The sequence below is a fragment of the Pseudomonas sp. G3-19 genome (assembly GCF_054855875.1).
The window spans coordinates 1,866,041-1,891,977 of the sequence record NZ_JBMPIQ010000003.1; the positions used below are offsets into that span (position 1 = coordinate 1,866,041).

Annotated in this window: 25 protein-coding genes and 1 pseudogene; 13 read left to right on the forward strand and 13 right to left on the reverse strand. The window is 61.6% G+C overall.

What is annotated here, in order from left to right; genetic code table 11:
• Positions 1 to 10 precede the first annotated feature (10 nt).
• From mqo to ACOYXI_RS08515, 3 genes and pseudogenes are all read right to left on the reverse strand, one after another.
• Positions 11 to 1,651, reverse strand: coding sequence for a malate dehydrogenase (quinone) (gene mqo, locus ACOYXI_RS08505; RefSeq protein ID WP_098964504.1), 1,641 nt, complete (start codon positions 1,649 to 1,651; stop codon positions 11 to 13).
• A 448-nt stretch (positions 1,652 to 2,099) separates the two neighbouring features.
• Complete coding sequence (locus ACOYXI_RS08510) at positions 2,100 to 2,963, reverse strand: methyl-accepting chemotaxis protein (protein WP_461675560.1); 864 nt, start codon at positions 2,961 to 2,963, stop codon at positions 2,100 to 2,102.
• A pseudogene (locus ACOYXI_RS08515) lies at positions 2,958 to 3,713 on the reverse strand (HAMP domain-containing protein); the annotation flags it as partial. The pseudogene ACOYXI_RS08515 and the gene ACOYXI_RS08510, both read right to left, overlap by 6 nt.
• A 190-nt stretch (positions 3,714 to 3,903) precedes the next feature.
• On the opposite strand from ACOYXI_RS08515, the gene ACOYXI_RS08520 reads away from it, so the two are divergent.
• Positions 3,904 to 4,218, forward strand: coding sequence for a DUF2388 domain-containing protein (locus ACOYXI_RS08520; protein ID WP_007962425.1), 315 nt, complete (start codon positions 3,904 to 3,906; stop codon positions 4,216 to 4,218).
• A 68-nt stretch (positions 4,219 to 4,286) separates the two neighbouring features.
• Positions 4,287 to 4,709, forward strand: coding sequence for a hypothetical protein (locus ACOYXI_RS08525; protein WP_049827829.1), 423 nt, complete (start codon positions 4,287 to 4,289; stop codon positions 4,707 to 4,709).
• Here ACOYXI_RS08525 and ligD read toward each other — a convergent pair whose 3' ends face one another.
• The 4 genes from ligD to ACOYXI_RS08545 form a co-directional block, all read right to left on the reverse strand.
• Complete coding sequence (gene ligD, locus ACOYXI_RS08530) at positions 4,710 to 7,328, reverse strand: DNA ligase D (RefSeq protein ID WP_461674722.1); 2,619 nt, start codon at positions 7,326 to 7,328, stop codon at positions 4,710 to 4,712.
• A 17-nt stretch (positions 7,329 to 7,345) separates the two neighbouring features.
• Positions 7,346 to 8,299, reverse strand: a complete 954-nt coding sequence (locus tag ACOYXI_RS08535; RefSeq protein ID WP_461674723.1) for a methyltransferase — start codon at positions 8,297 to 8,299, stop codon at positions 7,346 to 7,348.
• Between the two features lie 9 nt (positions 8,300 to 8,308).
• The gene (locus ACOYXI_RS08540) at positions 8,309 to 9,688 is read right to left on the reverse strand and encodes an iron-containing redox enzyme family protein (protein WP_461674724.1); all 1,380 of its coding nucleotides are present in this window, start codon (positions 9,686 to 9,688) and stop codon (positions 8,309 to 8,311) included.
• Positions 9,689 to 9,853: 165 nt separating this feature from the next.
• Positions 9,854 to 10,621, reverse strand: a complete 768-nt coding sequence (locus tag ACOYXI_RS08545) for a tellurite resistance TerB family protein (RefSeq protein ID WP_461674725.1) — start codon at positions 10,619 to 10,621, stop codon at positions 9,854 to 9,856.
• Between the two features lie 250 nt (positions 10,622 to 10,871).
• Here ACOYXI_RS08545 and pcsA point away from each other — a divergent pair, with 250 nt between their 5' ends.
• Complete coding sequence (gene pcsA, locus ACOYXI_RS08550) at positions 10,872 to 11,594, forward strand: phosphatidylcholine synthase (RefSeq protein WP_098964514.1); 723 nt, start codon at positions 10,872 to 10,874, stop codon at positions 11,592 to 11,594.
• Positions 11,595 to 11,731: 137 nt separating this feature from the next.
• Here pcsA and ACOYXI_RS08555 read toward each other — a convergent pair whose 3' ends face one another.
• Together ACOYXI_RS08555 and ACOYXI_RS08560 are read right to left on the reverse strand one after the other, a co-directional pair.
• Positions 11,732 to 12,544, reverse strand: a complete 813-nt coding sequence (locus ACOYXI_RS08555) for a class I SAM-dependent methyltransferase (RefSeq protein ID WP_098964516.1) — start codon at positions 12,542 to 12,544, stop codon at positions 11,732 to 11,734.
• A 30-nt stretch (positions 12,545 to 12,574) separates the two neighbouring features.
• Positions 12,575 to 12,847: a DUF4242 domain-containing protein gene (locus tag ACOYXI_RS08560; protein ID WP_007962415.1), complete on the reverse strand. Its 273-nt coding sequence runs from the start codon at positions 12,845 to 12,847 to the stop codon at positions 12,575 to 12,577.
• A 228-nt stretch (positions 12,848 to 13,075) separates the two neighbouring features.
• On the opposite strand from ACOYXI_RS08560, the gene ACOYXI_RS08565 reads away from it, so the two are divergent.
• Entirely contained in the window at positions 13,076 to 13,537 is a 462-nt protein-coding gene (locus ACOYXI_RS08565; protein ID WP_461674726.1) for a GNAT family N-acetyltransferase, read from the forward strand.
• Between the two features lie 44 nt (positions 13,538 to 13,581).
• Here the strand turns inward: ACOYXI_RS08565 and ACOYXI_RS08570 are convergent, their stop codons facing one another.
• Positions 13,582 to 13,845, reverse strand: coding sequence for a DUF2790 domain-containing protein (locus ACOYXI_RS08570; RefSeq protein ID WP_027611659.1), 264 nt, complete (start codon positions 13,843 to 13,845; stop codon positions 13,582 to 13,584).
• A gap of 296 nt (positions 13,846 to 14,141) precedes the next feature.
• On the opposite strand from ACOYXI_RS08570, the gene ACOYXI_RS08575 reads away from it, so the two are divergent.
• The 4 genes from ACOYXI_RS08575 to ACOYXI_RS08590 all read left to right on the forward strand — a co-directional run bounded on the left by ACOYXI_RS08575 (position 14,142) and on the right by ACOYXI_RS08590 (position 18,532).
• Positions 14,142 to 14,882, forward strand: a complete 741-nt coding sequence (locus ACOYXI_RS08575; RefSeq protein ID WP_047601800.1) for a response regulator — start codon at positions 14,142 to 14,144, stop codon at positions 14,880 to 14,882.
• Entirely contained in the window at positions 14,879 to 16,180 is a 1,302-nt protein-coding gene (locus ACOYXI_RS08580) for an ATP-binding protein (RefSeq protein ID WP_134786746.1), read from the forward strand. The genes ACOYXI_RS08575 and ACOYXI_RS08580 overlap by 4 nt, the downstream gene beginning before the upstream one ends.
• Before the next feature lie 310 nt (positions 16,181 to 16,490).
• Positions 16,491 to 17,537, forward strand: a complete 1,047-nt coding sequence (locus tag ACOYXI_RS08585; protein ID WP_098964523.1) for a class I SAM-dependent methyltransferase — start codon at positions 16,491 to 16,493, stop codon at positions 17,535 to 17,537.
• Between the two features lie 152 nt (positions 17,538 to 17,689).
• A complete protein-coding gene (locus tag ACOYXI_RS08590; protein WP_027611655.1) occupies positions 17,690 to 18,532 on the forward strand; it encodes an NAD-dependent protein deacetylase in 843 nt (280 codons plus the stop codon).
• Between the two features lie 107 nt (positions 18,533 to 18,639).
• Here ACOYXI_RS08590 and ACOYXI_RS08595 read toward each other — a convergent pair whose 3' ends face one another.
• On the reverse strand, positions 18,640 to 19,515 hold the full coding sequence (locus ACOYXI_RS08595) for a LysR substrate-binding domain-containing protein (RefSeq protein ID WP_461674727.1): 876 nt from the start codon (positions 19,513 to 19,515) through the stop codon (positions 18,640 to 18,642).
• A gap of 150 nt (positions 19,516 to 19,665) precedes the next feature.
• Here ACOYXI_RS08595 and ACOYXI_RS08600 point away from each other — a divergent pair, with 150 nt between their 5' ends.
• From ACOYXI_RS08600 to ACOYXI_RS08610, 3 genes are read left to right on the forward strand one after another with little or no spacing between them, the layout of a single operon-like run.
• Positions 19,666 to 20,364 (forward strand): CoA transferase subunit A, encoded by a 699-nt coding sequence (locus ACOYXI_RS08600; protein ID WP_007919568.1) that lies wholly within the window; start codon positions 19,666 to 19,668, stop codon positions 20,362 to 20,364.
• Between the two features lie 24 nt (positions 20,365 to 20,388).
• Complete coding sequence (locus tag ACOYXI_RS08605; protein WP_027611653.1) at positions 20,389 to 21,054, forward strand: CoA transferase subunit B; 666 nt, start codon at positions 20,389 to 20,391, stop codon at positions 21,052 to 21,054.
• A gap of 11 nt (positions 21,055 to 21,065) precedes the next feature.
• Positions 21,066 to 22,247 (forward strand): acetyl-CoA C-acetyltransferase, encoded by a 1,182-nt coding sequence (locus ACOYXI_RS08610; protein ID WP_047601805.1) that lies wholly within the window; start codon positions 21,066 to 21,068, stop codon positions 22,245 to 22,247.
• Positions 22,248 to 22,442: 195 nt separating this feature from the next.
• Here ACOYXI_RS08610 and ACOYXI_RS08615 read toward each other — a convergent pair whose 3' ends face one another.
• Together ACOYXI_RS08615 and ACOYXI_RS08620 are read right to left on the reverse strand one after the other, a co-directional pair.
• Positions 22,443 to 23,762 carry an Nramp family divalent metal transporter gene (locus tag ACOYXI_RS08615; protein WP_282413735.1) on the reverse strand — a complete coding sequence of 440 codons (1,320 nt, stop codon included), beginning with the start codon at positions 23,760 to 23,762 and terminating at the stop codon, positions 22,443 to 22,445.
• Between the two features lie 71 nt (positions 23,763 to 23,833).
• Positions 23,834 to 24,370, reverse strand: coding sequence for a chalcone isomerase family protein (locus ACOYXI_RS08620; protein ID WP_027611650.1), 537 nt, complete (start codon positions 24,368 to 24,370; stop codon positions 23,834 to 23,836).
• Between the two features lie 131 nt (positions 24,371 to 24,501).
• Between ACOYXI_RS08620 and ACOYXI_RS08625 the strand changes: the two genes are divergently transcribed.
• Complete coding sequence (locus ACOYXI_RS08625) at positions 24,502 to 25,284, forward strand: hypothetical protein (protein ID WP_461674728.1); 783 nt, start codon at positions 24,502 to 24,504, stop codon at positions 25,282 to 25,284.
• An 85-nt stretch (positions 25,285 to 25,369) separates the two neighbouring features.
• Positions 25,370 to 25,936 carry a DcrB/PsbP domain-containing protein gene (locus ACOYXI_RS08630; protein WP_086792572.1) on the forward strand — a complete coding sequence of 189 codons (567 nt, stop codon included), beginning with the start codon at positions 25,370 to 25,372 and terminating at the stop codon, positions 25,934 to 25,936.
• Position 25,937: the final 1 nt, after the last annotated feature.

Here is a 25,937-nt window from a genome sequence, read left to right on the forward strand (position 1 = left end):
AGGCGTCTAGTTACAACGCCATGTCACGTGCAGCATTTTCCTTCGGTGCTTCAGCTTTTTCAGCTGCAGGTGCAGCAGCAGCCTGACCGATCACCGGTGGAGTTGGCAGTTCGAGGATCTTGGCGGTGTACGCCCACTCTTGTGCCACTTTGGCCGGATCGTTGTTCAGCTGGGTGCCGTAGCTTGGAACGATCTGGTGCAGCTTGGCTTGCCATTCAGGGGTGGCGACTTTGTCTTTGAAGACTTTCTGCAGCACGCTCAGCATGATCGGTGCAGCGGTCGACGCGCCTGGCGATGCGCCCAGCAGGCCGGCGATGGAGCCGTCTTGTGCAGCAACGATTTCGGTGCCCAGTTTCAGCACGCCGCCAGCGGCTTCATCACGCTTGATGATTTGCACACGCTGGCCGGCTTGCCACAGGCGCCAGTCTTCGGCTTTGGCGTTCGGGAAGTATTCCTTCAGCGCGTTCAGACGGTCTTCATCCGACAGCATCAGTTGACCGGCCAGGTACTCGACCAGCGGGTATTCCTTGATGCCGACCTTGGTCATCGGCCAGATGTTGTGGGTGGTGGTGCTGGTCAGCAGGTCCAGGTACGAGCCTTCTTTGAGGAACTTGGTGCTGAAGGTCGCGAATGGGCCAAACAGGATGACGCGCTTGCCGTCAAGAACACGGGTGTCCAGGTGCGGAACCGACATCGGCGGTGCGCCAACCGAAGCTTTACCGTAGGCCTTGGCCAGGTGCTGCTCGGCGATGGCCGGGTTATCGGTCACCAGGAACGAGCCGCCGACCGGGAAGCCAGCGTATTCCTTGGCTTCAGGAATGCCCGACTTCTGCAGCAGGTGCAGAGCGCCGCCACCAGCGCCGATGAACACGAACTTGGCGTCGGTTTCGGTCTTGGTGCCGTCTTTCAGGTTTTTGTAGCTGACGCGCCAGGTGCCGTCGGCGTTCTTGGTGATGTCTTCGACTTCACTCGACAGCTTCAGGTCGAAGTTAGGCTTGGTCTGCAGGTAACCGGCGAACTGGCGGGTGATTTCGCCGAAGTTCATGTCGGTACCCAGCGGGCTCCAGGTGGCCGCGATTTTCTGGTTCGGGTCACGCCCTTCCATCATCAGCGGGACCCACTTCTTGATCACAGCCGGGTCTTCGGAGTACTGCATGCCGGCGAACAGCGGGCTCGCTTGCAGGGCTTCGTAGCGCTTTTTCAGGAACTTGATGTTGTCATCGCCCCACACGAAGCTCATGTGCGGCGTGGTGTTGATGAACGAGCGAGGGTTCTTCAGAACGCCTTGCTGAACCTGCCAGGCCCAGAACTGACGGGACACCTGGAACGCTTCGTTGATCTCGACCGCTTTCGGGATCGTCACGTTGCCTTTGTCGTCTTCCGGGGTGTAGTTCAGCTCAGCCAGGGCGGAGTGACCAGTACCGGCGTTGTTCCAGCCGTTGGAGCTTTCCAGAGCGACGCCATCGAGGCGCTCGACCATTTCCATCGACCAGCTTGGCTCCAGCTCATTGATCCACACACCCAGGGTGGTGCTCATGATGCCGCCGCCGATCAGCAGAACGTCGACTTTCTTTGCTTCTGCAGCATTGGCGGACGACATCCCCATCGCCAAAGCCAGCCCGAGCAAGGCTGTGTTCACTTTCTTAAACATCCGTTGCACCTATGATAAAACGCCTTCCGCCCGCCGCTGTTATCTGTATGCGATCCGCTTTGATGACGCTCAGGCTCGCGTCGCAGATTCCGGCACACTTCAATTTTGACGGGTGGGCACACAAGGCCGACGTACCGCATCGACCTCAGTTAATGTCCCTTCTGAACTGACTTCTTATCATTATTGGCTTCAGCTACTTGAGCGACAGGGATTCCGTCAGCCCGCCCCAAAGGCAGGCAAACCGAATAAGGTCAAACCAAGTTGGCGCGAAGAATATCACGTCAGGGCAAACCCGCGCGTCTGTTCCCGACTTGAGAGTCTTTTTCCGCTCTGGGCGTTATCGGCCGGTTTGGGCTGAACATGATTCAGAAACCTGTGGTGGCTGGGCTGGCTCCATCGCGAGCAGGCTCACTCCTACAGGGAATGGGCTGCTCTCGCGATGGCGGCGCTACAACCGAAACCGATCCACCGACAACGCCAACGCCCCCGCCAGACTCGACAGTTCATCGGTGGTATTGGCCGTCTGCCCGATCACTTTACTGTTGCCCTCGGACATCCCGGCGATCATTTCCACCTGATGGGCGATTTCGTTGCTGGCCTGGCTTTGCTCGCCGATGGTGCGAGTGATGTCGTTGACCAGTTGCGTGGTGCTGAGGGTGGCGTCGAGGATTTCGCGAATCGCCCGTTCGACTTCAGCCGTGACCGCCATGCCCTTGTCGACCTGGGCCACGCCGGCCTCCATGCTGCTGACCGCCTCGCGGGTGCTGTGCTGGATGCGTGCGACCATCGCAGCGATTTCCTGGGTTGAGGCACTGGTGCGTGCCGCCAGGCTGCGCACTTCGTCGGCAACCACGGCAAAGCCCCTCCCCAGCTCGCCGGCCCGCGCTGCCTCGATGGCCGCGTTGAGTGCCAGCAGGTTGGTCTGGTCGGCGATGCTCTTGATCACCTGAATGATGTTGAAGATGCCTTCGGATTCCTGATCCAGCGTACGGATCACCTGCGCCGACTGTTGCGCCGAGCGGGCGATGTCGTCCATGTCGCTGACCACCTGATGGATCACCTGTCCGCCGCTCTTGGCCAGCGACTCGGCCTGATTGGCCATGCCCAGCGCGCGTTCGGCATGACGAGTGATTTCCTCGATACTGGCGGTCATCTGGCTGGCGGCAGCGGCCATGGTGCCGGCCGCGGCGCTTTGCTGCTGACTGCTGTCGGCGACCTGATGGCAACCGTGGCTCAACTGCTCACTCATGCCGCTGACGCCATGGGCGTTGCGCCGAACGACATCGATCATGTTGCGCAGGTCACGCTGCATGGTCGCCAGACTGCGGATCAGCGTACTGGCCTCGTCCTTGCCGGTCGGCTCGCTGATCGGTTCGCTGAGGTTGCCGTGGGCAATGCTTTGCGCGATCTGGTTAGCGGATTTCAGCGGCCCCATGATGCTGCGGGTCACCCAACGCCCTTGCGCCAATAACAGCAGCAGACTGGCGAGCAATACTGCGCCGAGGGCGATGTTGGCGTTGCGAATGGCGCTTTCGGTGGCCTGGCTGGTGTCACGGGTGTTGCTTTCGATCAGTTCGCTGAGGGCCGCCATCTGCTCTTCAAGCTGACTGAAGGCGCTGTTGAACGTGCCCAGCTCCCGTTGCGCGCTGTCCGGGTTATCCAGTGCCAGGCCGACGATCCGCTCGGCCGCCGCAATGTAGGTATCCAGGCTGGGCTTGACGTGTTCCAGAGCGGCCCTGATCGTGGGATTGACCGGCAATTTGAGGTTTTCATCCAGCACTTCGCGAAAATGCGTGGCGTGCTCGTTGATCGAGTCCTGCACCTCTGCGGCCGTGCCGGTGCTTTTGCCCAAGCCGACCAGCATTGCCGAATACACGTCGGCTCGCAGCGCATCGTGCATCATGTCGGCTTCCATGTGATTGCGCAGCGCGGTCATGCTCACCGCGTTGTCGTTCACCGCTGCGGACATGCGCGTATTCCCCACATAGCTGACCAGACTCACGATCAGCGCCGTCAACAGACTGGTGGCAATCAGCAGCAGCAAACGCAATTTGATCGACACGGTGGGTTCCTCCCCTGAGGCGCGCCGGAATGCGCCTTTCAGGATTTCAGTTAAGCTTATTTGTGCAGATGTGCCGCTTCAGAGCGTTTCAGCAAGTATCCGCGTGTTCGAACGGAACTCCGGCAAAGGTCGCACCTCTGAGATTATGTAGTCCTTCCTTTTTGCTTCGCGCTTGTGGAGGAACATCGTCATGCGCAAGTTAGTGCTCATTTCTTCTCTCCTGCTGTGCCTCCCTGTCGGCTCGGCGCTGGCCCGTGTCGACGCCGGCGATGTCGCCACCTCGGCGGGCGTTTCCGCGTCGCTGTACTCGACCTTCAAGGATCACAAAATGGTGATCCCGGCGCGCGACGACCTGTCAGCATTCGTCGCCAGCGGCGGGGCCATCCGTGGGGTTTATCTTGAGTCGGTACTGCAACAGGTCCGGCACGACAACCCCGGCCTCAATGCCAGCGATGAAGACCTCGCCAACGCGATTCTGGTGCATTACGAAGGCCTGAATCAGTAGTTGCCAGGGACGCAGCGGCCGATGGACGGCAGCTGAGGGCGCATAGGCAAAACCGTCTGACGGCCTCTATGATGGAGGCCATGACGACTCTTGCGCCTCCTGCGCCTTTGCGCTCACCCTGCCCGCCCGGCGCCTGCGATTGCGGGCGCGACGCGTTGCTGGAAGCGCCGGGCACGGATCTGCGCATTCTGCGCCTGACCCGCGAGCAGGAAAAAATCCTCCTCGCCCGGCTGGAACAACTTAAAGACCTTGCGGACTTGCGGCATCTGCAACAGCGCATGCACGAACAGTTGGGCCTGCGGGTGGAAATCTCCCCGGGCTTTCATGAAGTGCGCAGCATGCTCGGCATCGAGATTCAGATCGAGGCGCTGCCGGGACTGTGCCGCAAGACCCGCAAGTCAATTCCGGCGGCGATTCGTCGGGGCTTGAACAACCACCCCGAAATCGCCTTCGAACTGCTCAACGCTCACGACTTGCTGCGCGACACCTGATCATTTTTTCATGCCAACCCGTTTGCGCATCTCGGCAGTGATGCTCTGGCGGGTTTTCTTCAGGTCGGCCCACGGCTCATCGCCGACTTCGTTCAGACGCTCATGGACATTGCTGATGTTCCACTGATTGCCACCCTTGATCTCCCCTACTTCTTCGCGAAACAGCGGTACCGACACCGGCAGTCCTTCACGGGTGCGCGCCGCGTAGGCACAAATGGTGGTGGCGCCCAGGCCGTTACGCAGGTAGTCGATGAAGATCCGACCGACACGATTTTTCGGCCCGGACACCGCGGAAAAGCGTTCCGGCAACAGCTTGGCCATGTGACTGACGATCGCATGGCTGAAATCCTTTACCTCGTCCCAGCCATGCTTGCGGGTCAACGGCACCACCAGGTGAATGCCTTTGCCGCCGCTGGTCTTGAGAAACGCCTTGAGCCCCAGTTCATCCAGCACGGTGAGGGTCAGCGCAGTGGCTTCGACCATGCTTTTCCACGGCAGCGCGGGATCCGGGTCGAGATCGAGGACGAAACGGTCAGGCTTGTCCAGATCGACGGTGGTGGCGTTCCAGGTGTGCAATTCGACCGTGCTCATCTGCACTGCGCCGATCAAGGCTTCGGCGTTGTTGATCAGCATCACCGGTTGCCCGGTGACGTCCTTGTCCAGTGTGGTGATGCCGGGAATCGCCAGGCGCTCGGCGTTTTTCTGGAAAAACAGTTCGCCGGCAATGCCGTCCGGCGCCCGCACCAGCGCGACCGGGCGATCCTTGAGCTGCGGCAGAATCCACTCGGCGACGCTGGCGTAATACTCGGCCAGTTGCATCTTGGTGGTGCCGCTGACCGCATCGATCACCCGATCGGGGTGAGTGATGCGCACTTTGCCGCTGGCCAGCCCCAGCTGGGACGGCGCCGGTTCGGCTTTCTTCGGCTCAGCAGCTTTCTTTGATTCTGCAGCTTTCTTCGACGAGGCAGTTTTTTTCGACGGGGTGGCTTTCGCTGAAGTCTTCACGGGTTTCGCGCGCTCCTCGGTAATCGACCTGGCCGGTTTGTCATTACGCAGACCATGGAACACGGCGTGACGTACCGAACCGTCCTTGGTCATTTCGGCGAACGCCACTTCTGCCAACAGTTTCGGTTTGAGCCAGTGCACGCCTTTGGCCTCGAAGCCGCTCGGTGGATTGACCACCGCAGCCTTCTTCACTTGCAACGGCTTGAGCTGGGCGAGGATGCTTTTCAGTGTGGTTTCGTTGAAACCGGTGCCGACCTTGCCGGCATAGCGCAACTCGCCACTGTCGCGATCGTGCAGGCCCAACAACAGCGCGCCGAAGGCACTGCGCGCGCCTTTCGGATCGGTGTAGCCGACGACCACGAATTCCTGCCGATGCTTGCACTTGAGCTTGATCCAGTCACTGCTGCGCCGCGACACGTAGGGCGAGCCGAGGCGTTTGCCGATCAGCCCCTCCATCTGCATCTGACAGGCGCTGTTGAGCAGTGCGTCCGCCATTTCATCGAAAGCTTCGGAGAAGCGCAGCAATGGCTGCTCGTGCCCGCCGAGTACCGTGGACAACGCCGCGCGACGCTCCTCGACCGGCACTTCGCGCAGGTCGACACCGTTGAGGTACGGCATGTCGAACAGGTAGTACATGATGCTGGCGCTGCGCCCGGCTTCGAAGGCGTTTTGCAGCGCCTGAAAGTCTGGGACACCGCGCTCGTTGGTGACCACCACTTCGCCGTCCAGCCACGCCGATTCCAGCCCCAACTCGGCCAGGGCTTGCGCCTGTTGCGGCAGTTTGTGCGTCCAGTCGTGACCGTTGCGGGTGAACAGTTGCACCTGGTCGTGATCGATGCGCGCCATGATCCGGTAGCCGTCGAACTTGATCTCGTAGCTCCACTGCCCTTCGGGTGCGCTGTCGACCAGGGTCGCCAATTCCGGCTTGAGTTGCGCCGGCAGTTTGGCCTTGCGCGCACCAGTGAGCGTCCCGGATGCCGCTTTGCGCGGTTTCGCCGGGGCCTTTTTCACGGGCCTGGCTTGCTCGGCGGCGAGCTTGGGTTTGCTGATCAGGGTGCGTTCGCTGAGCACGCTGTCCGGCTCGGCGCTGAGCACATCGTAGTCGTCCTGCGGGCGCGCGGCGCTGTCCTGATGTTTGATCAGAAACCAGTTTTCCTTCTTGCCCGGCATGTGCGTGCGCACCAGATTCCAGATCCCGGAGAGCTTTTCGCCTTGCAGTTCGAACTTGAGTTTGCCCTTGGCGTAGGCCTTGGCCGGATCCTCCTGCGGAATCCACACACCACGATCCCAGACAATTACATCGCCCGCGCCGTAATGCCCCTCGGGAATGCTGCCCTCGAACGTCGCGTAATCCAGCGGATGGTCTTCGACGTGTACCGCCAGACGCTTGACCTTGGGATCGAGCGACGGGCCCTTGGGCACCGCCCAGCTCTTCAGTGCGCCATCGAGTTCCAGGCGAAAGTCGTAATGCAGGTGTGACGCGTCGTGCTTCTGGATGCAGAACTGCAGCGCATGTTCAGTGGCCTTGCTGCAGCCACGGCGTTTAACGGCGGCGGGCTCCGAGGTCGCCGAGAAATCGCGCATGCGGTTGTAATCGTCGAGGTTCCTGTTCATGGCGCACCTGCCTTGTGTCAGCCAATGCGGGTCACGGTCAGCGCGACCACGGCGATCCGGTCCACGCGCTGGTAACCGGGGTTCAACAACTCTTCACCGAATACGTCGGGATCCAGCTCGCGATAGGTCCAGCCGAATCGCGTCGAATCCAGGCGCGGCACCACCGTATCGAAAAAAGGATCGCGGCCATCGACCATGGCCACGCCGGTGTAGAGCAGCAACGAACCACCGGGGGCCAGCCGATTGAGCGCTTGCTCGACGATACGCAGCGACAATCCGGCGCCGAGCGAGCCACCGCCATGCCGATAAGCACGCCCGGCCGGATCGGCCATGTACGGTGGGTTGGCGACAATCAGGTCGAAATTGCCTTCGGTGCCCTGCAGCACATCACTGGCCTGCACCTCGACATTCGCGACTTCGGCCAATGCTGCGTTGATCGCGGTCAGGCGCAGCGCGGCGGGATTGATGTCGACCGCCAGCACCTGCGCTTCACGCCGTGCGCGGGCAATCAGGATGGCGCCGACGCCGGCGCCGCAGCCAATGTCCACCGCACGCTGAATCGGCGCGAAGCTCTGTTGCAGATGCGCGTGAATCAGTTGCGCGAAACGGTAGGTGTCCGGGCCGAAAAACACCGAATCGGCGGCATCGGTGGGAAAGCCGGAATGCACGAACAACAAATCATCCAGACTCGACCAGCGCACCCGGCTTTTCAAGCGGCCGTCGTAGACATCAATCACTTGCGCATCCTGCAATTGCCGCTGTTCATCGGCAGACAGCAAGCCAGGTTCGAACGGCCGCGACCAACCGAACACGTCGCGCAGGGTATCGGCGACCTGCCCTTCGTCACGCTGGTTGACCCGCTGATGGGTCAGGGGCGTCGGCGTGATGAAACGGTAGCCGTCGGCCTGCAGGCGCCGGCCGAGTTGCAGCAGCGTCAGGTCGTGGGCGGACAGTTGTTCTTCCTGATTCATGAGATTTCCTTAACGCAGACTGGATTTGAGTTCGATGAAGCGGCGTGTCGCCAGAAGCCCCGCCGGGTGGGCATGGCGGGCCGGTGACAACCATGGGATCAGCGTCGCCATTTGTGCGTGTCCGTCCTGACCTTGCAGGGCAGACATCAGCCGCTGCACATCGGGATCGTGTTCGGGCACGGCGGCGTCCGGGGTGGCAACCTGACGGCTGCGCCGTGGTGCTTTGCGTTGGTCGGATGGCGTCCAGTCGCCGGCAATCCAGTCGTGCAGCAGTTGCTTTTCATAGGGACTGAACACGCCGAACATCGCCGCACCGTCGCCGTCGATCAACTGCCAGAAACGGCTGGCTTGCGGATCTTCATTGCGTTTGATCCAGCCTTTGTCCTGCATTGCCTGCAGGAAACCCGGTAGCTGTTCGGGATTGGCCAGCCACTGATTGACGGTTTTGCCTTCGAAACGGCAGTAGTCGGAGTGCATGTGCTGACCGAACGGGCGTTTGCGCTCAAGCATCGCCAGCACTTCCTGCTCCAGGTCAAAACCCTCGATGATCGCGCGACTGCCCTGCCCCAAGTCATTTAGTCGATAGCCCAGCGATACCCGGCGCAGAAATTCGCCGCGATCGGCTTCCAGCGGCAGCAAGTCAAGTACCGACTGCACGGCCTTTTGCGCATGCCCGGTGCTGGCGTTGTCGATGGTCACATGCAGGGTGAAGTAGTAAGGATCAATGCCCAACTCGCTGAGTTCATAGGCGCTGATCAGCAAGTGCAGCGGCAGTTGTTCGTAGCCGAGGTTGTAGCCGATCACCTCCGGCAGAAAGCTTTCGCCACAGGCGCCGAGTGCCAGTTGCAGGGCACCTTGCAGGTAGCGTTCATCGGCGATGGCGCTGGCGTCCTGCAAACCATGCTCAGCGAGCAGTTTGCGGTAGATCACCACGTGGTTTTGCGCTGGATTGCCGTCGCCCAGTTCTTCCAGATAGGTACACAGCAACCCGTCGAAACGCGGGTCGCGCCACTGCGCCAACAAACCGTACAGCCACGCGCCATCGACCAGTTTGGTCGGCGCCACGGCTTGCAGAAAGTACAACGCGTGAGCCTTGTTGCGGAAGAACTGGCGCGGTCCGCCGGCCTGGCGTTGTTGCAGGTAATCGGCGTACTGCCGGGCAACTTCTGTGCAGTGCTCGGCGACCCAGCCTTGCCACGCCGACGGATCCTGAGGGAGTTCTTCGGGCAACAGCGCGGCGCGCTGCAACTGCTCGGCGAGAAAATCCTGCGCGAGGGTTTCAGGCACATCCTCAAGCAGCAGTGCCTCATAAATACGCCGCAGATCGCCGTCGGCATTGATGGGCTGTTGCTGCGCGCTCGGCGCCTGCAGAGGGGTCAGGGCAGTCATGTCAGTGTTCTCGTTCGGTTGGCCGGTCAGGGCGTTGTTTCACGCCTCTACATCAGCAGAGCAACCGCTACGGAGAAAAATTCAATCAACATGAAAATCGCCCTGACGGACGGAGCATCGCGGTCCCGGCAAGGGCTGCTCGATACCGCGATTTTTGACGGTGCTTCAGGCCTGACCTTTGGCCTGAGCCTCCAGGTGCAACTGCAATTGCGGGGCGATCTGCAGCGCGGCAGCCAGTTCATCCAGGTAGTTGCGTTCGGCGTCTTGCTGATCGTCCACCAGGATCACGCTGACCAGGTACATTTCGGCGGCCGTCGCCGGGTCGCCGTTGGCCGCCTCGGCTACTTCGTTCGCATCCAGCGGTTTGGCAACTTCAGCGTTAAACCATTGCTGCAATTCTGGATCGTCGGTGTGTTTGCCAATCTCTTCATCGATCATTTGCCGTTCCCGGGCGTCGATCTCACCGTCAGCCTTGGCTGCCGCGATCAGCGCCCGCAGCACAGCATGCCCGTGTTCCTCGACTTCGGGCCCAGCCAGCAGATTTGCGGTTGGCGGAATCTGCTGTGGCGCCGCCGACGCCTGACTGCGCTGCCAGGCCTGATACGCCTGGAACGCCATCATTCCCAACGAGGCCAGTGCCGCATAATTGGTGCCGCCGGAACGACTTTGTGTTCCGCCGCCACCGAGTGCCCCACCCAGCGCGCCGCCCAATCCACCGCCGCCACCGCCGCCAAGTAAACCACCCAGCAATCCACCCAAACCGCCCAGCCCACCGGACTGCGCGCCACTGGCGCCTGTACTCGCGCCGCCGCCCAACAGACCGCCAAGCAAACCGCCCAACCCACCCAGCCCACCGCCGGCCGAACCAGCACCTTTTTGTCCCGCCGAGGCCTGGCCCCGGAGCAGTTGTTCGAGCAAATCGCTGGTGTTCATGATCTCGTCCTCAGCCATTGGCAATAAATGCGTCAGGCAACAATAGACCGCCGACGCCGGCGCGCCAGCACCGTTTGGCTGACGCTGGCAGATTTCGCCGAGGTATTTTTTGTGCGGGCAGCTAAGATTCAAAGGTGGTGAACCTTATCCCGGCCAAACCGGTCGATAGCTGCAACCCCGACCCGGTTTGCCGGCGCCCTTTGCCCAAGGGTGATACCCGGCATGCTTCATTTTTCTGGAGAACGCCCCTGTGATATCGACCGTACACATCGCCAGGCTCAAAGCATGGGGCGCCCATGGTTTTACCGCGACCGGCGTGGTCACAGCCTTTCTGGCGACCCTCGCCCTGCTGGAAAACCAGCCGACTCACTGCCTGATGTGGCTGGGCGTGGCATTGATCGTCGACGGTCTCGACGGGGCGTTGGCGCGTAAGGTCAATGTGCAGTCGGTGCTGCCGAGTTTCGACGGCTCGATCCTCGATCTGGTGATCGACTACCTGACCTACGTGTTCATTCCGGCGCTGTTCATCTATCGCTACATTCCCCTGCCCGACTACACCCTGCTGCTGAGCGTATCGCTGATTCTGGTGTCGTCGCTGTTCTGTTTCTGCAACGTCAACATGAAGAGCAAGGACAACTATTTCGTCGGTTTCCCCGCCGCATGGAACGTGGTCGCGCTGTGCCTGTACATCATCAATCCGGGGCCGTGGATCACCTTTCTGACCATCATCGGTCTGGCGCTGCTGACCGTGACCCGCATGAAGTTCCTGCACCCGTTCCGGGTACGCCGGTTCATGCCGATCAACATCGCGGTGACGGCAATCTGGCTTCTGTGCAGCCTGTCGCTGGTGCTTAATCACCCGATGATCAATCCGCTGGTGATGGGTTTGTGGCTGCTGGCGTCGGCGTACTTCCTGGGGATCTGCATCTGGCGTACGGCGCTGGAGTGGGTTGATGGGGCGCACCTGAAATAGGCCTGATCGCCACACCTAAAACCTGTGGGAGCGGGCTTGCTCGCGAATGCGTCTGTCCAGTCAATAATTCTGTCTACTGATCCACCGCATTCGCGAGCAAGCCCGCTCCCACCGGGGTTTTGCATGGTTCTGAACATTCAGCGCTTGGTAATGACCACCTCCAGATACTCGCTCGGCACCACCAGCGACTTCTCTCCCACCCGGTTCGAGCGGTTCAGCAGGTCCGCCAGATCACTCTCCAGCGCTTGCCCGCTTTCCGGCGGCAATGCCGCGAAGGCCTTGTGCACTGGCCCGTACCAGTGACGGAAAATGTCGATGAAATGCGCCGCCGAGCGATAGCGGAAATTGAAGGTGCGGCGGGTGACCTGCAGCAGAAATTCGCGCTCATTGAAGTGGCTGTGCAACCACGCTTCAGTGCCCCAGTTCGACGGCGGCTGGGCCACGGCGGGGGGTGGCACGTGGCGACCGAGAACCTTGAACATCTGGCCGACGAAACCTTCCGGCGTCCAGTTCGCCAGACCGATGCGCCCGCCCCTTCGGCAGACCCGCGCCAGTTCCGCTGCGGCAGTCGCCTGATCCGGGGCAAACATCACGCCAAAGGTCGACAGCACCGCGTCGTAACTCTCGTCGGCGAACGGCAACGATTCGGCATCGGCGACCTGAAAAATCACATCAAGATGCTCGGCCCGCGCCCGATCCTGTCCCCGCTCCAGCAGCGCCGCGACATAGTCGGTCGAGGTCACCTGACAACCACGTCGCGCCGCCGCCAGTGTGGCGTTGCCATTGCCGGCGGCGACATCCAGCACCTCCTCATCGCAGTGCAGGTCGCAGGCCTCGGCGAGGTTTTCGCCGACGATCTGCAAGGTGGTGCCGATCACCGCGTAATCACCGCTGGCCCAGGCGACTTTCTGGCGCTCTTTCAGACCCGTCAGATCAATGGGAGTACTCATCAATCGTGCTCCGCAGCAGGTAGAAGGACTTCATTCGGCCGTGGTCGGGTCGATGACCGTCATCACCCGCGCCACGCTGTTGGCCGGGAATCCACCCAGCCTGGCGTGCTCGCGCACCTGCTCTTCGTCAGGGGCGATGTAGACGCAATAGATTTTGTCGGCGGTGACGTAACTCTGCAGCCACTGCACCTGTGGCCCGAGTTCACGCAACACCTGGCAGGAGGTTTGCGACACGGCTTGGAGTTCTTGCGGCGACAGCTTTCCGGCCCCTGGAATCTCGCGTTCAATCACGAATTTCGGCATGGCAACCTCGCGTTCTTTTTATCAGTGACAGGGACGGCAGTGGCCCTGCTCATCCACTATCGCGCCGAGGGTCGATGGCGTCCCTGCCAATCGTCCGAAGAGCCCGGAAAACCCCGGCCTGGCCGATGAATGGCGGCTTTTTGTAAAGGCCTCGAGACACTCCGAGATTGCCATTGCATGGGGCAATCGGCTTTTATGCCTTCCCGTCTTCCGTGAATGGATTCCATCATGTCCCTGCGTCTTGAATGGCTCGTCGATCACCCGCAGCACAGCGACACTTACGCCGAGTGGATCCACCGCCAGTTCGCCTACGAATACGCCGAGCAACCCTTGACCGAATGGCAACGCGAGTTCGCTGCCGGCCAGAACAATGGCGACTGGTCATGCCTGATTGCGCTGGACGGCGAGCGTCTGCTCGGCGGTGCGGCGCTGGCCCGGGCGGATCTGGCCCTGCGTCCGGATCTCGGCCCGTGGCTGGCGTGCGTGTTTGTCAGCCCGCAAGCTCGTGGCCAGGGGCTGGCAGAGCGGTTGATCGATGGCATCAGCCAGACGGCGAAACAGCGCGGCTTCGCGCGTTTCTATCTGCACACGCAGAGCAAGCAGGACTACTACGCCAAACGCGGCTGGACAGTGCTGGAGCGCTTTCGCGCCTGGGACAACGAGCAATGGCTCATGGTGCGCGACCTTTGAGCCATTGATGTGCGCGGGCGGTGACTGTCGATGCATCTGAGCACTCAGTTCTGGTTGTTACAGCCATCGGCAAATTTGCGGTAATCCAGCACCTGGGTTTTTCCGGCCGAATCCAGGTACGTCATGCGCGCATCGATAATGCCGCAGTTCACCGCGTTGTCCTCGGTCATCGACAGCACTTTCTGGATGTCCAGGTGCGTGCCGTAGGTGTAGGTGTGCGGGCTGACATCGGCTTCGGCCCGGGCCGACAGGGTGCAGATGTTCAGGGCGGCGAACAGGCAGGCGGCGACAACGGTTTTGTGCGTCATGGTGGTTTCCTCAAGGCTTGTATGGGTTGAGCCGAGGCAAACTGTGTGGGCCTCGATGGAGCCTATTTGAGGCGCGCGAGGTATCGCGTCTGTGTCAGGAAACGGCCGCTATCAATCACTGTGTATCCCCACCGCCCGGAGATACACAGCGATACAAAACCCTGAAAAAATCGCGTTTTTGCATGTGTATGTATCCGCCATTACGCCAGATACACTGCAATACAAACCCGGGCAGGCAAGCCGTCGCAGGCTCGATAGACTGCACGGCATTGCCCTTTGATAGAGGTTCTGCACCGATGGAACATGTCGATCACATCCTCATCGTCGACGACGACCGCGAGATCCGCGAGCTGGTCGGCAATTACCTGAAAAAGAACGGCCTGCGCACCACCGTGGTCGCCGATGGTCGGCAGATGCGCAGTTTTCTCGAAGCCAACACCGTTGACCTGATTGTGCTCGACATCATGATGCCCGGCGATGATGGCCTACAGCTGTGCCGCGAACTACGCGTGGGCAAACACAAGGCCACGCCGGTGCTGATGCTCACGGCGCGCAACGATGAAACCGACCGCATCATCGGCCTGGAAATGGGCGCCGACGATTACCTGACCAAGCCGTTCGCCGCTCGCGAACTGCTGGCGCGGATCAACGCGGTGCTGCGGCGCACGCGCATGCTGCCGCCGAATCTGGTGGTCACCGAAAGCGGCCGGCTTCTGGCCTTCGGCCGTTGGCAACTGGACACCTCGGCCCGTCATCTGCTGGACAAGGACGGCACGCTGGTCGCCCTCAGTGGCGCCGAATATCGCTTGCTGCGGGTGTTTCTCGATCATCCGCAACGGGTACTCAGCCGTGATCAGTTACTCAACCTGACCCAGGGCCGCGAAGCCGATCTGTTTGATCGCTCGATTGATCTGCTGGTCAGCCGTTTGCGCCAGCGCCTGCTTGATGATGCGCGTGAGCCGGCTTACATCAAAACCGTGCGCAGCGAGGGTTATGTTTTTTCGCTACCGGTGGAAATCCTCGGGGCCTCGGCATGAGCCTCAAGCTGCATTGGCCACGCACCCTGGCTTCGCGGTTGTCGCTGATCTTTCTGGTCGGGCTGATCCTGGCCCAGGCCCTGTCGTTTGGCGCGCAGTATTACGAGCGTTTCCAAAGCGCCAGAAGCACCATGCTCAGCAATATGCAAAACGACGTTTCGACGTCGGTTGCAATCCTCGACCGCTTGCCGGCGCAGGAACGCCCTGCCTGGCTGCCACGACTGGCTCGCACCAACTACGATTATCGGTTGAACGACGGCGATCCCGGCGCCCCGCTCGACGCCGAGGAGGTACCGGTGGCCGCGACCTCGATCAGCAGTGCGATCGGTGGCGCCCATCCGCTGTCCTTCAGCCGTTTTTCCGCAGAGAAAAAACACTTCCAGGCCCATTTGCGCCTCAGCGACGGCAGCCCGTTGACCATCGATGTGCGCCCGGCCATGCCGCCGCTGTCGCCGTGGCTGCCGGGGGTATTGCTCGGGCAATTGGCGCTGCTGATCGCTTGCACCTGGCTGGCGGTGCGCATTGCCATACGCCCCCTCGCCCGCCTCGCCAATGCCGTGGAATCCCTCGACCCCAACGCGCACCCGGTGATGCTCGACGAACACGGCCCGACCGAAGTGGCCTACGCCGCACGGGCCTTCAACGCGATGCAGGCGCGCATCGCTGCATACCTGAAAGAGCGCATGCAACTGCTGGCAGCGATTTCCCATGACCTGCAAACCCCGATCACCCGCATGAAATTGCGCGCAGAGTTCATGGACGACTCGGTCGAGAAAGACAAACTGTGGAACGACCTCGGCGAGATGGAACATCTGGTGCGCGAGGGCGTGGCGTATGCCCGCAGCATCCACGGCTCGACCGAGGAAAGCCGGCGCACCGACCTCGATTCGTTCCTCGACAGCCTGGTGTTCGACTATCAGGACATGGGCAAGGACGTGCAACTGAGCGGGAAGAGCGCGGCGGTGATCGATACCCGTCCCCAGGCCCTGCGCCGGGTGCTGGTGAACCTGACCGACAACGCACTGAAATTTGCCGGTGCCGCGCAGTTGCAGGTCGATATCGACGACGGTCTTTGCATCAAAATCCTCGATCGCGGGCCGGGCATTGCCGAAGCCGAGTTGCAACAGGTCATGCAGCCGTTCTACCGGGTGGAAAACTCGCGCAACCGCAGCACCGGCGGCACCGGCCTGGGCCTGGCCATCGCCCAGCAACTGGCCATGGCCCTCGGCGGATCACTGACCCTGAGCAACCGCGAGGGCGGAGGCCTGTGCGCGGAGTTGAAATTGCCCCTGCGCTGATCCCCACACCAATCACCTGTGGGAGCGGGCTTGCTCGCGAAAGCGGCGTATCAGCCCCTGATGCATCGACTGACATACCGCGTTCGCGAGCAAGTCGAATCTTCGTACCGCCGCTCCCACATTGGAATTTGCATGGAGCACAAACACTGCATCTTGCCCCAGCCCGACTAGACTGATTCATGCCCCAGTCGAGGGGGATTGCAGGACGACGTCAGCTGTGCCCTGCCCACTTCTGTGACCACCGCCCAGCGGCCCATGCCTCGACAACGTTTTGCCACCGGACGGTGATCCTGTATCAGGAGCACTCGTGATGGACGAAACACGACTCAACGCATTCATGGGCAAACTGGTCAACGACATGGGCGGCGCCGCGATGCTGGCGAACGTCATCGTTGGCGAAGAACTCGGGCTGTACCGGGCGATGGCCGACAGTCAGCCGGTCACCCCGCAAGCCCTCGCCGAAAAAACCACCTGCAACCCGCGTCTGGTACGCGAATGGCTCAGCGCGCATGTCGCGTCCGGCTATATGGAGCATCACGATGGCCAGTTTCGGTTGCCGGAAGAGCAGGCGCTGGCACTGGCCGTGGAAGACTCGCCGGTGTACGTCGCCGGCGGACTCGGTGTGGTGGCCTCGTTTTTCCACGACAAGGACAAACTGGTCAAGGCTATGCGCGGCAACGGCGCCCTGCCCTGGGGCGATCACCATCCGTGCATGTTCAGCGGCACCGAACGCTTCTTTCGCCCCGGCTACAAAGGTCACTTGATCGCTGAATGGCTGCCGGCGCTGGACGGCGTGGTCGCCAAACTCGAAGCAGGCGCCAAAGTCGCCGACATCGGCTGCGGCCACGGCGCCTCGACGGTGATCATGGCCCAGGCGTTTCCCAACTCGCGCTTCGTCGGTTTCGATTATCACGCGCCGTCGATCACGGTTGCCACGCAGCGCGCCGAAGAAGGCGGCGTCAGCAGCCGGGCAAAATTCTTCCAGAACACCGCCAAAAGCTACCCCGGCGACGACTACGACCTGATCTGCTATTTCGACTGTCTGCACGACATGGGCGACCCGGTCGGCGCCGCACGGCATGCGTTCGAATCATTGAAGAAGGACGGCACGGTGCTGCTGGTCGAGCCGTTTGCCAACGACGCGCTGGACGACAACATCAACCCGGTCGGACGCCTGTTTTACGCGGCCTCGACCTTTATCTGCACGCCGAATTCGCTGTCCCAGGAAGTTGGCCTGGGGCTGGGTGCGCAGGCCGGTGAAATGCGCTTGCGCAAGGTGTTTACCGAGGCCGGGTTCAAGCATTTTCGCCGGGCGACGCAGACGCCGTTCAATCTGATTCTGGAGGCGCGCAAATAAATCACCGCTATCACCTGTGGCTAGGGAGCTTGCTCCCGTCGGATTGCAAAGCAAGCCCAAAACAGGCCTGCTGCGCAGTCCAGCGGGAGCAAGCTCCCTCGCCACACGGTTAATGCTAACCTGCGGGCATCGTCCTCCCCGGAGTGCTGACCATGCTCGACAGCCCGACCCGCGAACACCTCGACACCCTGCACCAGGCCATGGCCGATGGCGGCTTTGTGGTGCTGACCGGCGCGGGCATCAGCACGCCGTCGGGCATCCCGGATTACCGCGACAGTGAGGGTGTACGCCGGGGCCGGCAGCCGATGATGTATCAGGAATTTCTCGCCGCTCCGGAATCCCGTCGCCGCTACTGGGCGCGGGCCATGCTTGGCTGGCCGCGGGTGCGTCAGGCGCGGCCCAATGCCGCGCATCAGGCGCTGGCCGATTTGCAGCGCCGGGGTCTGATCAGCGCCTTGATCACGCAGAACGTCGACACCCTGCACGATCAGGCTGGAAGTCAGGACGTGATCGAACTGCATGGCAGCCTGCACCGGGTGTTGTGCCTGGATTGCGGCCAGCGCAGCGCGCGTGACGACATTCAGCAGCGGATGGTCGAGCAGAATCCGTATCTGGCCGGGGTCGACGCGGTGCAGGCGCCGGACGGCGATACCCTGCTCGATCCGGCCTTCGAAGCACGTTTTCAGACGCCACAATGCCCGTATTGCGCCGGTGAACGGATGAAGCCGGACGTGGTGTTTTTCGGTGAAAACGTGGCGCAGCCGACGGCGGCGCGGGCCATGGCAGCGGCAGAAAATGCCGCGGGATTGCTGGTGGTGGGTTCGTCGCTGATGGCCTATTCGGCGTTTCGTCTGTGCCGGGTGATTGCTGATCGGGGCAAGCCGTTGCTGGCGATCAATCTGGGCAAGACCCGCGCCGATGATCTGCTGGATCTGAAGATCGAGGCGTCATGCGAACAACTGCTGCCGTTGCTGGTGCAACGCTTGACTTCCTGACTCGCGAAATCCCCTGTAGGAGCGAGCCTGCTCGCGATAGCGTCCTTTCAGCCAAGACTTTCCTCGACTGATACCCCGCCTTCGCGAGCAAGCCCGCTCCCACAGGATCAATGTTCGGCTTTGAGAATATCGAACAGTGCCTGCGCCGCTGCCGACAGCTCATTGCCCGGCTCCGTCAGCACACCAATCGCCCGCTCCACTGAATCATTCAACGTCAGGCAATGCGCGCCCAGTTCGAGCATCTGCTCGGCGCACAACGCCGGCACCGCACTCACCCCCAATCCGCTAGCGACCATGCGCCCGACGGTTGCCAGTTGATGACTCTCGAATTCCACCGGCAGTTTCATGCCCCGGGCCTGCAAGTGCTCTTCGAGCATCACCCGCACCGTCGACGGCCGTTGCAGGGTGATGAACGGTTCCTGCAGCAGGGTCTGCCAGTCGATTTCGCCAAGCCCGGCCAGCGCTGAATCCTGTGGCACCACGGCGACAAAGCGGTCCATGTACAGCGGGGTAAACGTCAGCGAGGTGTTCTGCATCGGTTCGAACGCGACACCCAGTTCCACGTGGCGGTCGCGGACCATTTCCAGCACTTGCTCGTTGATCACGTCGTTGACCGTGACGTTGACGTTCGGATAGCGCGCGCGAAAGGTCTTGAGAATCGGCGGCAGCAGGTTGCCGGCAAACGACGGCATGGCCGCCAGCGTCACCCGCCCGCGTTGCAGGCTGAAGCGCTGACGCATTTCGTCTTCGGCGTTGTCCCAGTCGGCAATCAGACGCCGGGCCAGCGGCAGCAGCGATTCGCCCTCGGCGGTCAGCGCCACATTGCGCGTGTTGCGACTGAACAACCGCCCGCCCAGCCCCTCTTCCAGCGCCTTGATGGTCAGGCTCAGGGCCGATTGCGACAAGTGCAGACGCTCGCAGGCCACGGCGAAGCTCAGGCTCTGAGCCACAGCGAGGAAAGCACGGATCTGTTTGATGGTCATGAGCGCTATGCTTCCGTATCTGCAATCAGTCAATTGTTTAACTTTATCAATCAATCAACCTTAAAAATCAACTTAACAAATATATTCTCCAGCGCGACACTCCAGTCATTCGGCTAGCCAGCCGCCCGACAAACAATAAAAGAGGTGCATATGGCAGGTTTCGACAAGCGCGTGAGTTCCTACGAGGAAGCTCTGGCCGGTCTTGAAGACGGCATGACCGTGATCGCCGGCGGCTTCGGCCTGTGCGGCATCCCGGAAAACCTGATCGCCGAGATCAAGCGCAAGGGCACCCGCGACCTCACCGTGGTTTCCAACAACTGCGGCGTCGACGGTTTCGGCCTCGGTGTGCTGCTGACCGACCGCCAGATCAGCAAAGTCATCGCCTCCTACGTCGGCGAAAACAAACTGTTCGAAGAGCAACTGCTCAAGGGCGACATCGAAGTCATCCTGACCCCGCAAGGCACCCTCGCCGAGAAAATGCGCGCAGGCGGCGCCGGCATCCCGGCCTTCTTCACCGCCACCGGCGTCGGCACCCCGGTCGCCGAAGGCAAGGAAGTGCGTGAATTCAAAGGGCGCAAGTACCTGATGGAAGAGTCCATCACCGGCGACTTCGCCATCGTCAAAGGCTGGAAAGCCGACCATTTCGGTAACGTCGTCTACCGTCACACCGCGCAGAACTTCAACCCGCTGGCGGCCACCGCCGGCAAGATCACCGTGGTCGAAGTCGAAGAAATCGTCGAGCCCGGCGAGCTGGATCCGTCGCAGATCCACACCCCCGGCATCTACGTCGACCGGGTCATTTGCGGCACGTTCGAAAAGCGCATCGAACAGCGCACCATCCGCAAATAATTCAGGCTGACGGAGAATAAAAACATGGCACTTACCCGCGAACAAATGGCTCAGCGCGTCGCCCGCGAAATGCAGGACGGCTACTACGTGAACCTCGGCATCGGCATTCCGACCCTGGTCGCCAACTACATTCCCGACGGCATGGAAGTCATGCTGCAATCGGAAAACGGCCTGCTCGGCATGGGCCCGTTTCCGACGGAAGACACCATTGATGCCGACATGATCAACGCCGGCAAACAGACCGTGACCGCGCGCATCGGCGCATCGATTTTCAACTCCGCCGAATCCTTCGCGATGATCCGCGGCGGGCATGTCGACCTGACCGTACTCGGCGCGTTCGAAGTCGACGTCGAAGGCAACATCGCCTCGTGGATGATTCCCGGCAAACTGGTCAAGGGCATGGGCGGCGCGATGGATCTGGTGGCCGGTGCCGACAACATCATCGTGATCATGACCCACGCCTCCAAGGACGGTGAGTCCAAACTGTTGGCCAGGTGCAGCCTGCCGCTGACCGGCGCCGGCTGCATCAAGCGCGTACTGACCGACCTCGCCTATCTGGAAATCGAAAATGGCGCTTTTGTCCTCAAGGAACGCGCACCTGGCGTCAGCGTCGAGGAAATCGTCGCCAAAACCGCTGGTAAACTGATCGTCCCGGATCACGTACCGGAAATGCAGTTCGCTGCCCAGTGAGGAATTCGAAAATGCAAGACGTCGTAATTGTTGCCGCCACCCGCACCGCGATCGGCAGTTTCCAGGGTTCGCTGGCTTCGGTGTCCGCCGTTGATCTGGGCGCTGCGGTGATTCGCCAGTTGCTCGAGCAGACCGGCCTGGACGGTGCACAGGTCGATGAAGTGATCATGGGCCAGGTGCTGACCGCCGGCGCCGGCCAGAACCCGGCGCGTCAGGCGGCGATCAAGGCTGGCCTGCCCCACGCCGTGCCCGCCATGACCCTGAACAAGGTCTGCGGCTCGGGCCTGAAAGCCCTGCACCTGGGCGCGCAAGCGATCCGTTGCGGCGATGCCGAGGTGATCATCGCCGGTGGTCAGGAAAACATGAGCCTGTCCAACTACGTGATGCCAGGCGCACGCACCGGTCTGCGCATGGGTCACGCGCAAATCGTCGACACCATGATCAGCGATGGCCTGTGGGATGCGTTCAACGATTACCACATGGGCATCACTGCCGAGAATCTGGTCGATAAATATGAGATCAGTCGCGAACAGCAGGACGCCTTCGCCGCCGCTTCGCAGCGCAAAGCCGCTGCGGCCATTGAGGCCGGACGCTTTGTCGATGAGATCACCCCGATTCTGATCCCGCAGCGCAAAGGTGATCCGGTGGCGTTCAAGGTCGACGAACAACCACGTGGCGACACCACCGCCGAATCCCTGGCGAAACTGCGTCCGGCGTTCAAGAAGGACGGCAGCGTCACCGCCGGTAATGCTTCGTCGCTGAACGATGGCGCCGCTGCAGTGATCCTGATGAGCGCCGAAAAGGCCAAGGCCCTGGGCCTGCCGGTGCTGGCAAAAATCGCCGCGTACGCCAACGCCGGTGTTGACCCAGCGATCATGGGCATCGGCCCGGTCTCGGCCACCCGTCGCTGCCTGGACAAGGCGGGCTGGAACATCGGCCAACTGGACCTGATCGAGGCCAACGAAGCTTTCGCTGCGCAATCGCTGGCAGTGGCCAAGGATCTGCAATGGGATCTGGACAAGGTCAACGTCAACGGCGGCGCCATCGCCCTCGGTCACCCGATCGGTGCATCGGGCTGCCGCGTGCTGGTGACGCTGCTGCACGAAATGATCAAGCGTGATGCGAAAAAAGGTCTGGCGACCCTGTGCATCGGCGGCGGTCAGGGTGTGGCGCTGGCGCTGGAACGCGGTTAATCCAAAGGAGCAATACAGGCGGCGGACGGATCCACGACATCCGCTCGCTGTCTGGTTTCACCGCTTTTGTGGCGAGGGGATTTATCCCCGATGGGATGCGCAGCAGCCCCAGAATTTTTCGCCTCGACACACATCTTTGCCAGCGCTTCGCACTGGATCGGGGATAAATCCCCTCGCCACAGGGTGCTTTGAAAGTCACACCACCATCTGCAGAATCAACCAGGCATTCGCGCCACTGATCACCACAAACAATCCCCACGCCAGCACCCGGGTCGGCAGCCGGTTCACAAACGGCCCCATCAGTTGCTTGTCGCTGGTCATGCGAATCAGCGGGTACAGCGCAAACGGCAGCTGCAAACTCAACACCACCTGACTCAACACCAGCAACTTGCCCACCGCGTTATCGCCCATCAGCCACACGCCAAGGAACGCCGGGATCAGCGCCAGCCCACGGGTGATCAACCGCCGCTGCCAGCAGGGAATACGCAGGTTCAGATAACCCTCCATGATCACCTGTCCGGCGATGGTCCCGGTGAACGTCGAGCTCTGCCCCGACGCCAGCAACGCCACGCCGAACAGCACACTGGCCAGCGCGCCGCCGACCAGCGGGTCGAGCAGGTGGTAGGCGTCCTGAATGTCGACCACGTCGGTATGCCCGGACTGGTGAAACGCAGCCGCCGCCAGAATCAGGATCGCCGCGTTGACCAGCAGCGCCAGCGCCAGCGAGCCGATAGTGTCGATGCGCGCCAGGTTGACCGCGTCCTGCTTGCTGGCCAGGTCCTTGCCGATCATCCGCGTCTGCACGATCGAAGTGTGCAGGTAGAGGTTATGCGGCATCACCGTCGCGCCGAGAATACCGATCGCCAGATACAACGGCGCGGCATCGCTGATCGCCGAGAGCGACGGTTTGAAACCGGCGAACACATCTGGCCAGTACGGTTTGATCAGCACCAGTTCAACGAAGAAACACACGCCGATGGTCGCCACCAGCACCAGCATGATCGCCTCCAGCCGACGGAAGCCACGGTTCTGCAAGGCCAGCACCAGCAGCGTGTCGAAGGCGGTCAGGGCAATGCCGAAGGTCAGCGAACAGCCAAGCAACAAGTGAAACGCCAGGGCGCAGCCGAGCACTTCGGCCAGATCAGTGGCGATGATCGAGATTTCCGCCAGCACCCATTGCAGGCGCGCGGTCGGGGTGCTGTAGCGCTCGCGGGACAATTGCGCCAGATCGCGACCGGTGGCGATGCCCAGACGCGAGCACAGGCACTGCACGACCATTCCCGCCAGACTTGCGAGCAACACCACGAACAGCAGGCTGTAACCAAAACGCGAACCGGCCTCGATCGCGGTCGCCCAGTTGCCCGGGTCCATGTAGCCGATCGACACCAGCAAGCCAGGCCCGGCAAAACGCAGCACGCGTTTGAAGAACGAAGCGCTCGGATCCACCGCGACGCTGCCGGCCACTTCCGGCGGGCAGAACGGCGCGGTGGCGATTTTGGGTAAGCTGAATTTCACGCACACATCCAGAAACAAGTTCGAAAGACGCAGCTTAGAGGTTTCAGTCAGCGCCTTGAAGAACAAAAACTCTATCGGCTCATGCCCAACAGTTGCTCACGCAGTTCGGGATTGCGCGTACGCGGATCCAGCCAGATATCGAAAAACGCCCGGGCAAATTGCGGATCATCGATTTCATGCTGCAACTGCTGACCGACAAAAAACCGCGCGCCCTGCCCCGGCAGATACACGCCCGTAATCCGCGTGCCGGCCTGCACATCGACGAACGATTGCTCCATTTGCCCTTGCCACCTGGCCAGTTGCGCGGGACTGACGCCCGAGCCTGCCAGGCGTTTGATTTCATCGACACTGGCCTGCACCAGATCATCGCGGGAGATCTTGCGCCGATAGATCAGCTCCAGGGCGAAGGGCTGTTCGGTGGACAACGGGCGTGCCGCACTCCACAACCGGGCGTTGTAGACGTCAAAGCCGAACACACTGAAATCACCGGTGCCGATGATTTGCGCGCCGGGCACGGCGTCCTGCCAATTGGCCCAGGTCGGCGTCAGCAACAACGCCCACAAGCCGATGCCACAGCACCCACGCAGCAACTTCGATGGTTTGCTCATCGCGGCATCGACTCCGGTAAACCCTGATCTTCAGAGCATAGCGGATATCACTCGCAGACTTTGTATACAAAAATTGTCGATCAATGCAGCAATCGGTTACCTTGGCCGTTCCATCCCCGGAGGCCTCCCGCGTGCTGATCCTCAAATTACTGCTGATCCCCGGTTTTCTACTGCTGATTTCTCTCGCCGGCAAGCGCTGGGGGCCGAGCGTGGCCGGTTGGCTGTCGGGGTTGCCGGTGGTGGTCGGGCCGATTCTGTTTTTCCTCGCCATCGAACAGGGGCCGCAGTTTGCCGCGCAATCGGCGGTGGCGGCGCTGTCGGCGATGTTCGCCATGATCGCCTTCTGCATTACCTACGCGCAGGTGGCGCAGCGGGCGAACTGGCCGTTGGCGCTGACGATTTCCCTGACGGTGTGGGCGGTGCTGGCGCTAATGTTGTCGCTGATTCCGTCGTCCCTGACGTTCTCGATCGCTGCGGCGGCGATTGCCCTGCTCGCCGCGCCGTACCTGTTTCCCGACGTGCAGCCGGTACTGAACGGCCCGGCGCCGAAGTCGGACAAACTGCTCTGGCGGATGATTGCCGGTGCGGCGCTGACGCTGCTGGTGACCATGCTTGCGAGTACCGTGGGCGAGCGCTGGAGCGGCTTGCTCGCGGTGTTCCCGGTGCTCGGCAGTGTGATGGCGGTGTTCTCTCAGCAGACCCGTGGCCCGGCGTTTACCGCGACATTGCTGCGGGCGACGGCGACCGGCATGTACTCGTTTTCGGCGTTTTGCCTGGTGACGGCGCTGACCCTGCCGAGTCTCGGCTTCAGCGGATTCATCGCCGGTGTCGCGGTGTCGGTGGCGATGCTCGGGGTCACCCGCAAGTTGCTGGCCCGACCGACTCCCGCCAAAAGCCCACAACCTCAAGGCTGAGGCAGCCTGACAAACCGCGCTGGAATGCCAGGCATGCTCCGTGGGATCATCGCCGCCCTGGCGCGACCATCCCTCGGAGATTCACATGTCATTGCTCAGCAAGAAAGCCGTCGTCCTGTTGCTGGCGGCGGTCGCCGGCCTCGGCGCCCTCAACGCCCAGGCAGCCAAGCCCAAGGAAAAGGCCTCGACCAACAACGTGTCGATGCTCGACGGCAAGTTCACCTTCGTCCTGCCCAAAGGCTTCACCGCCGACCCGCTGCCGGCCGGGCCAACCGGTGCCAAGGGCACGATGTACACCAATCAGGCGACCAAGACCGTGGTCATCGCCGCGGAAAACCAGATCGCCGGCGGCGCCAGCGTCAAGGACAACGACAACGAATTTCTCGATGGCAGCCTGGCGAGTTTCATCGATGACCAGCGCAAGGCCCTGCCGGACTTCAACAAGCTCAGCGAAAAAAGCCTGACCCAGAAAAGCAGCGGCCTCGGCGTGCGTCAGGTCGACAGCACCGCCACTCAGGGCGGCGGCCAGACCCTCAATACCACCCTGCTCGCCGCGTCCGGCAAGCGCATGGCGCTGGTCCAGGTGATTTCCCGGGCCAGCGACAAGAGCGGTCACGATGCGCTGGTGAAAACCATCCTCAAGGACAAGTGAT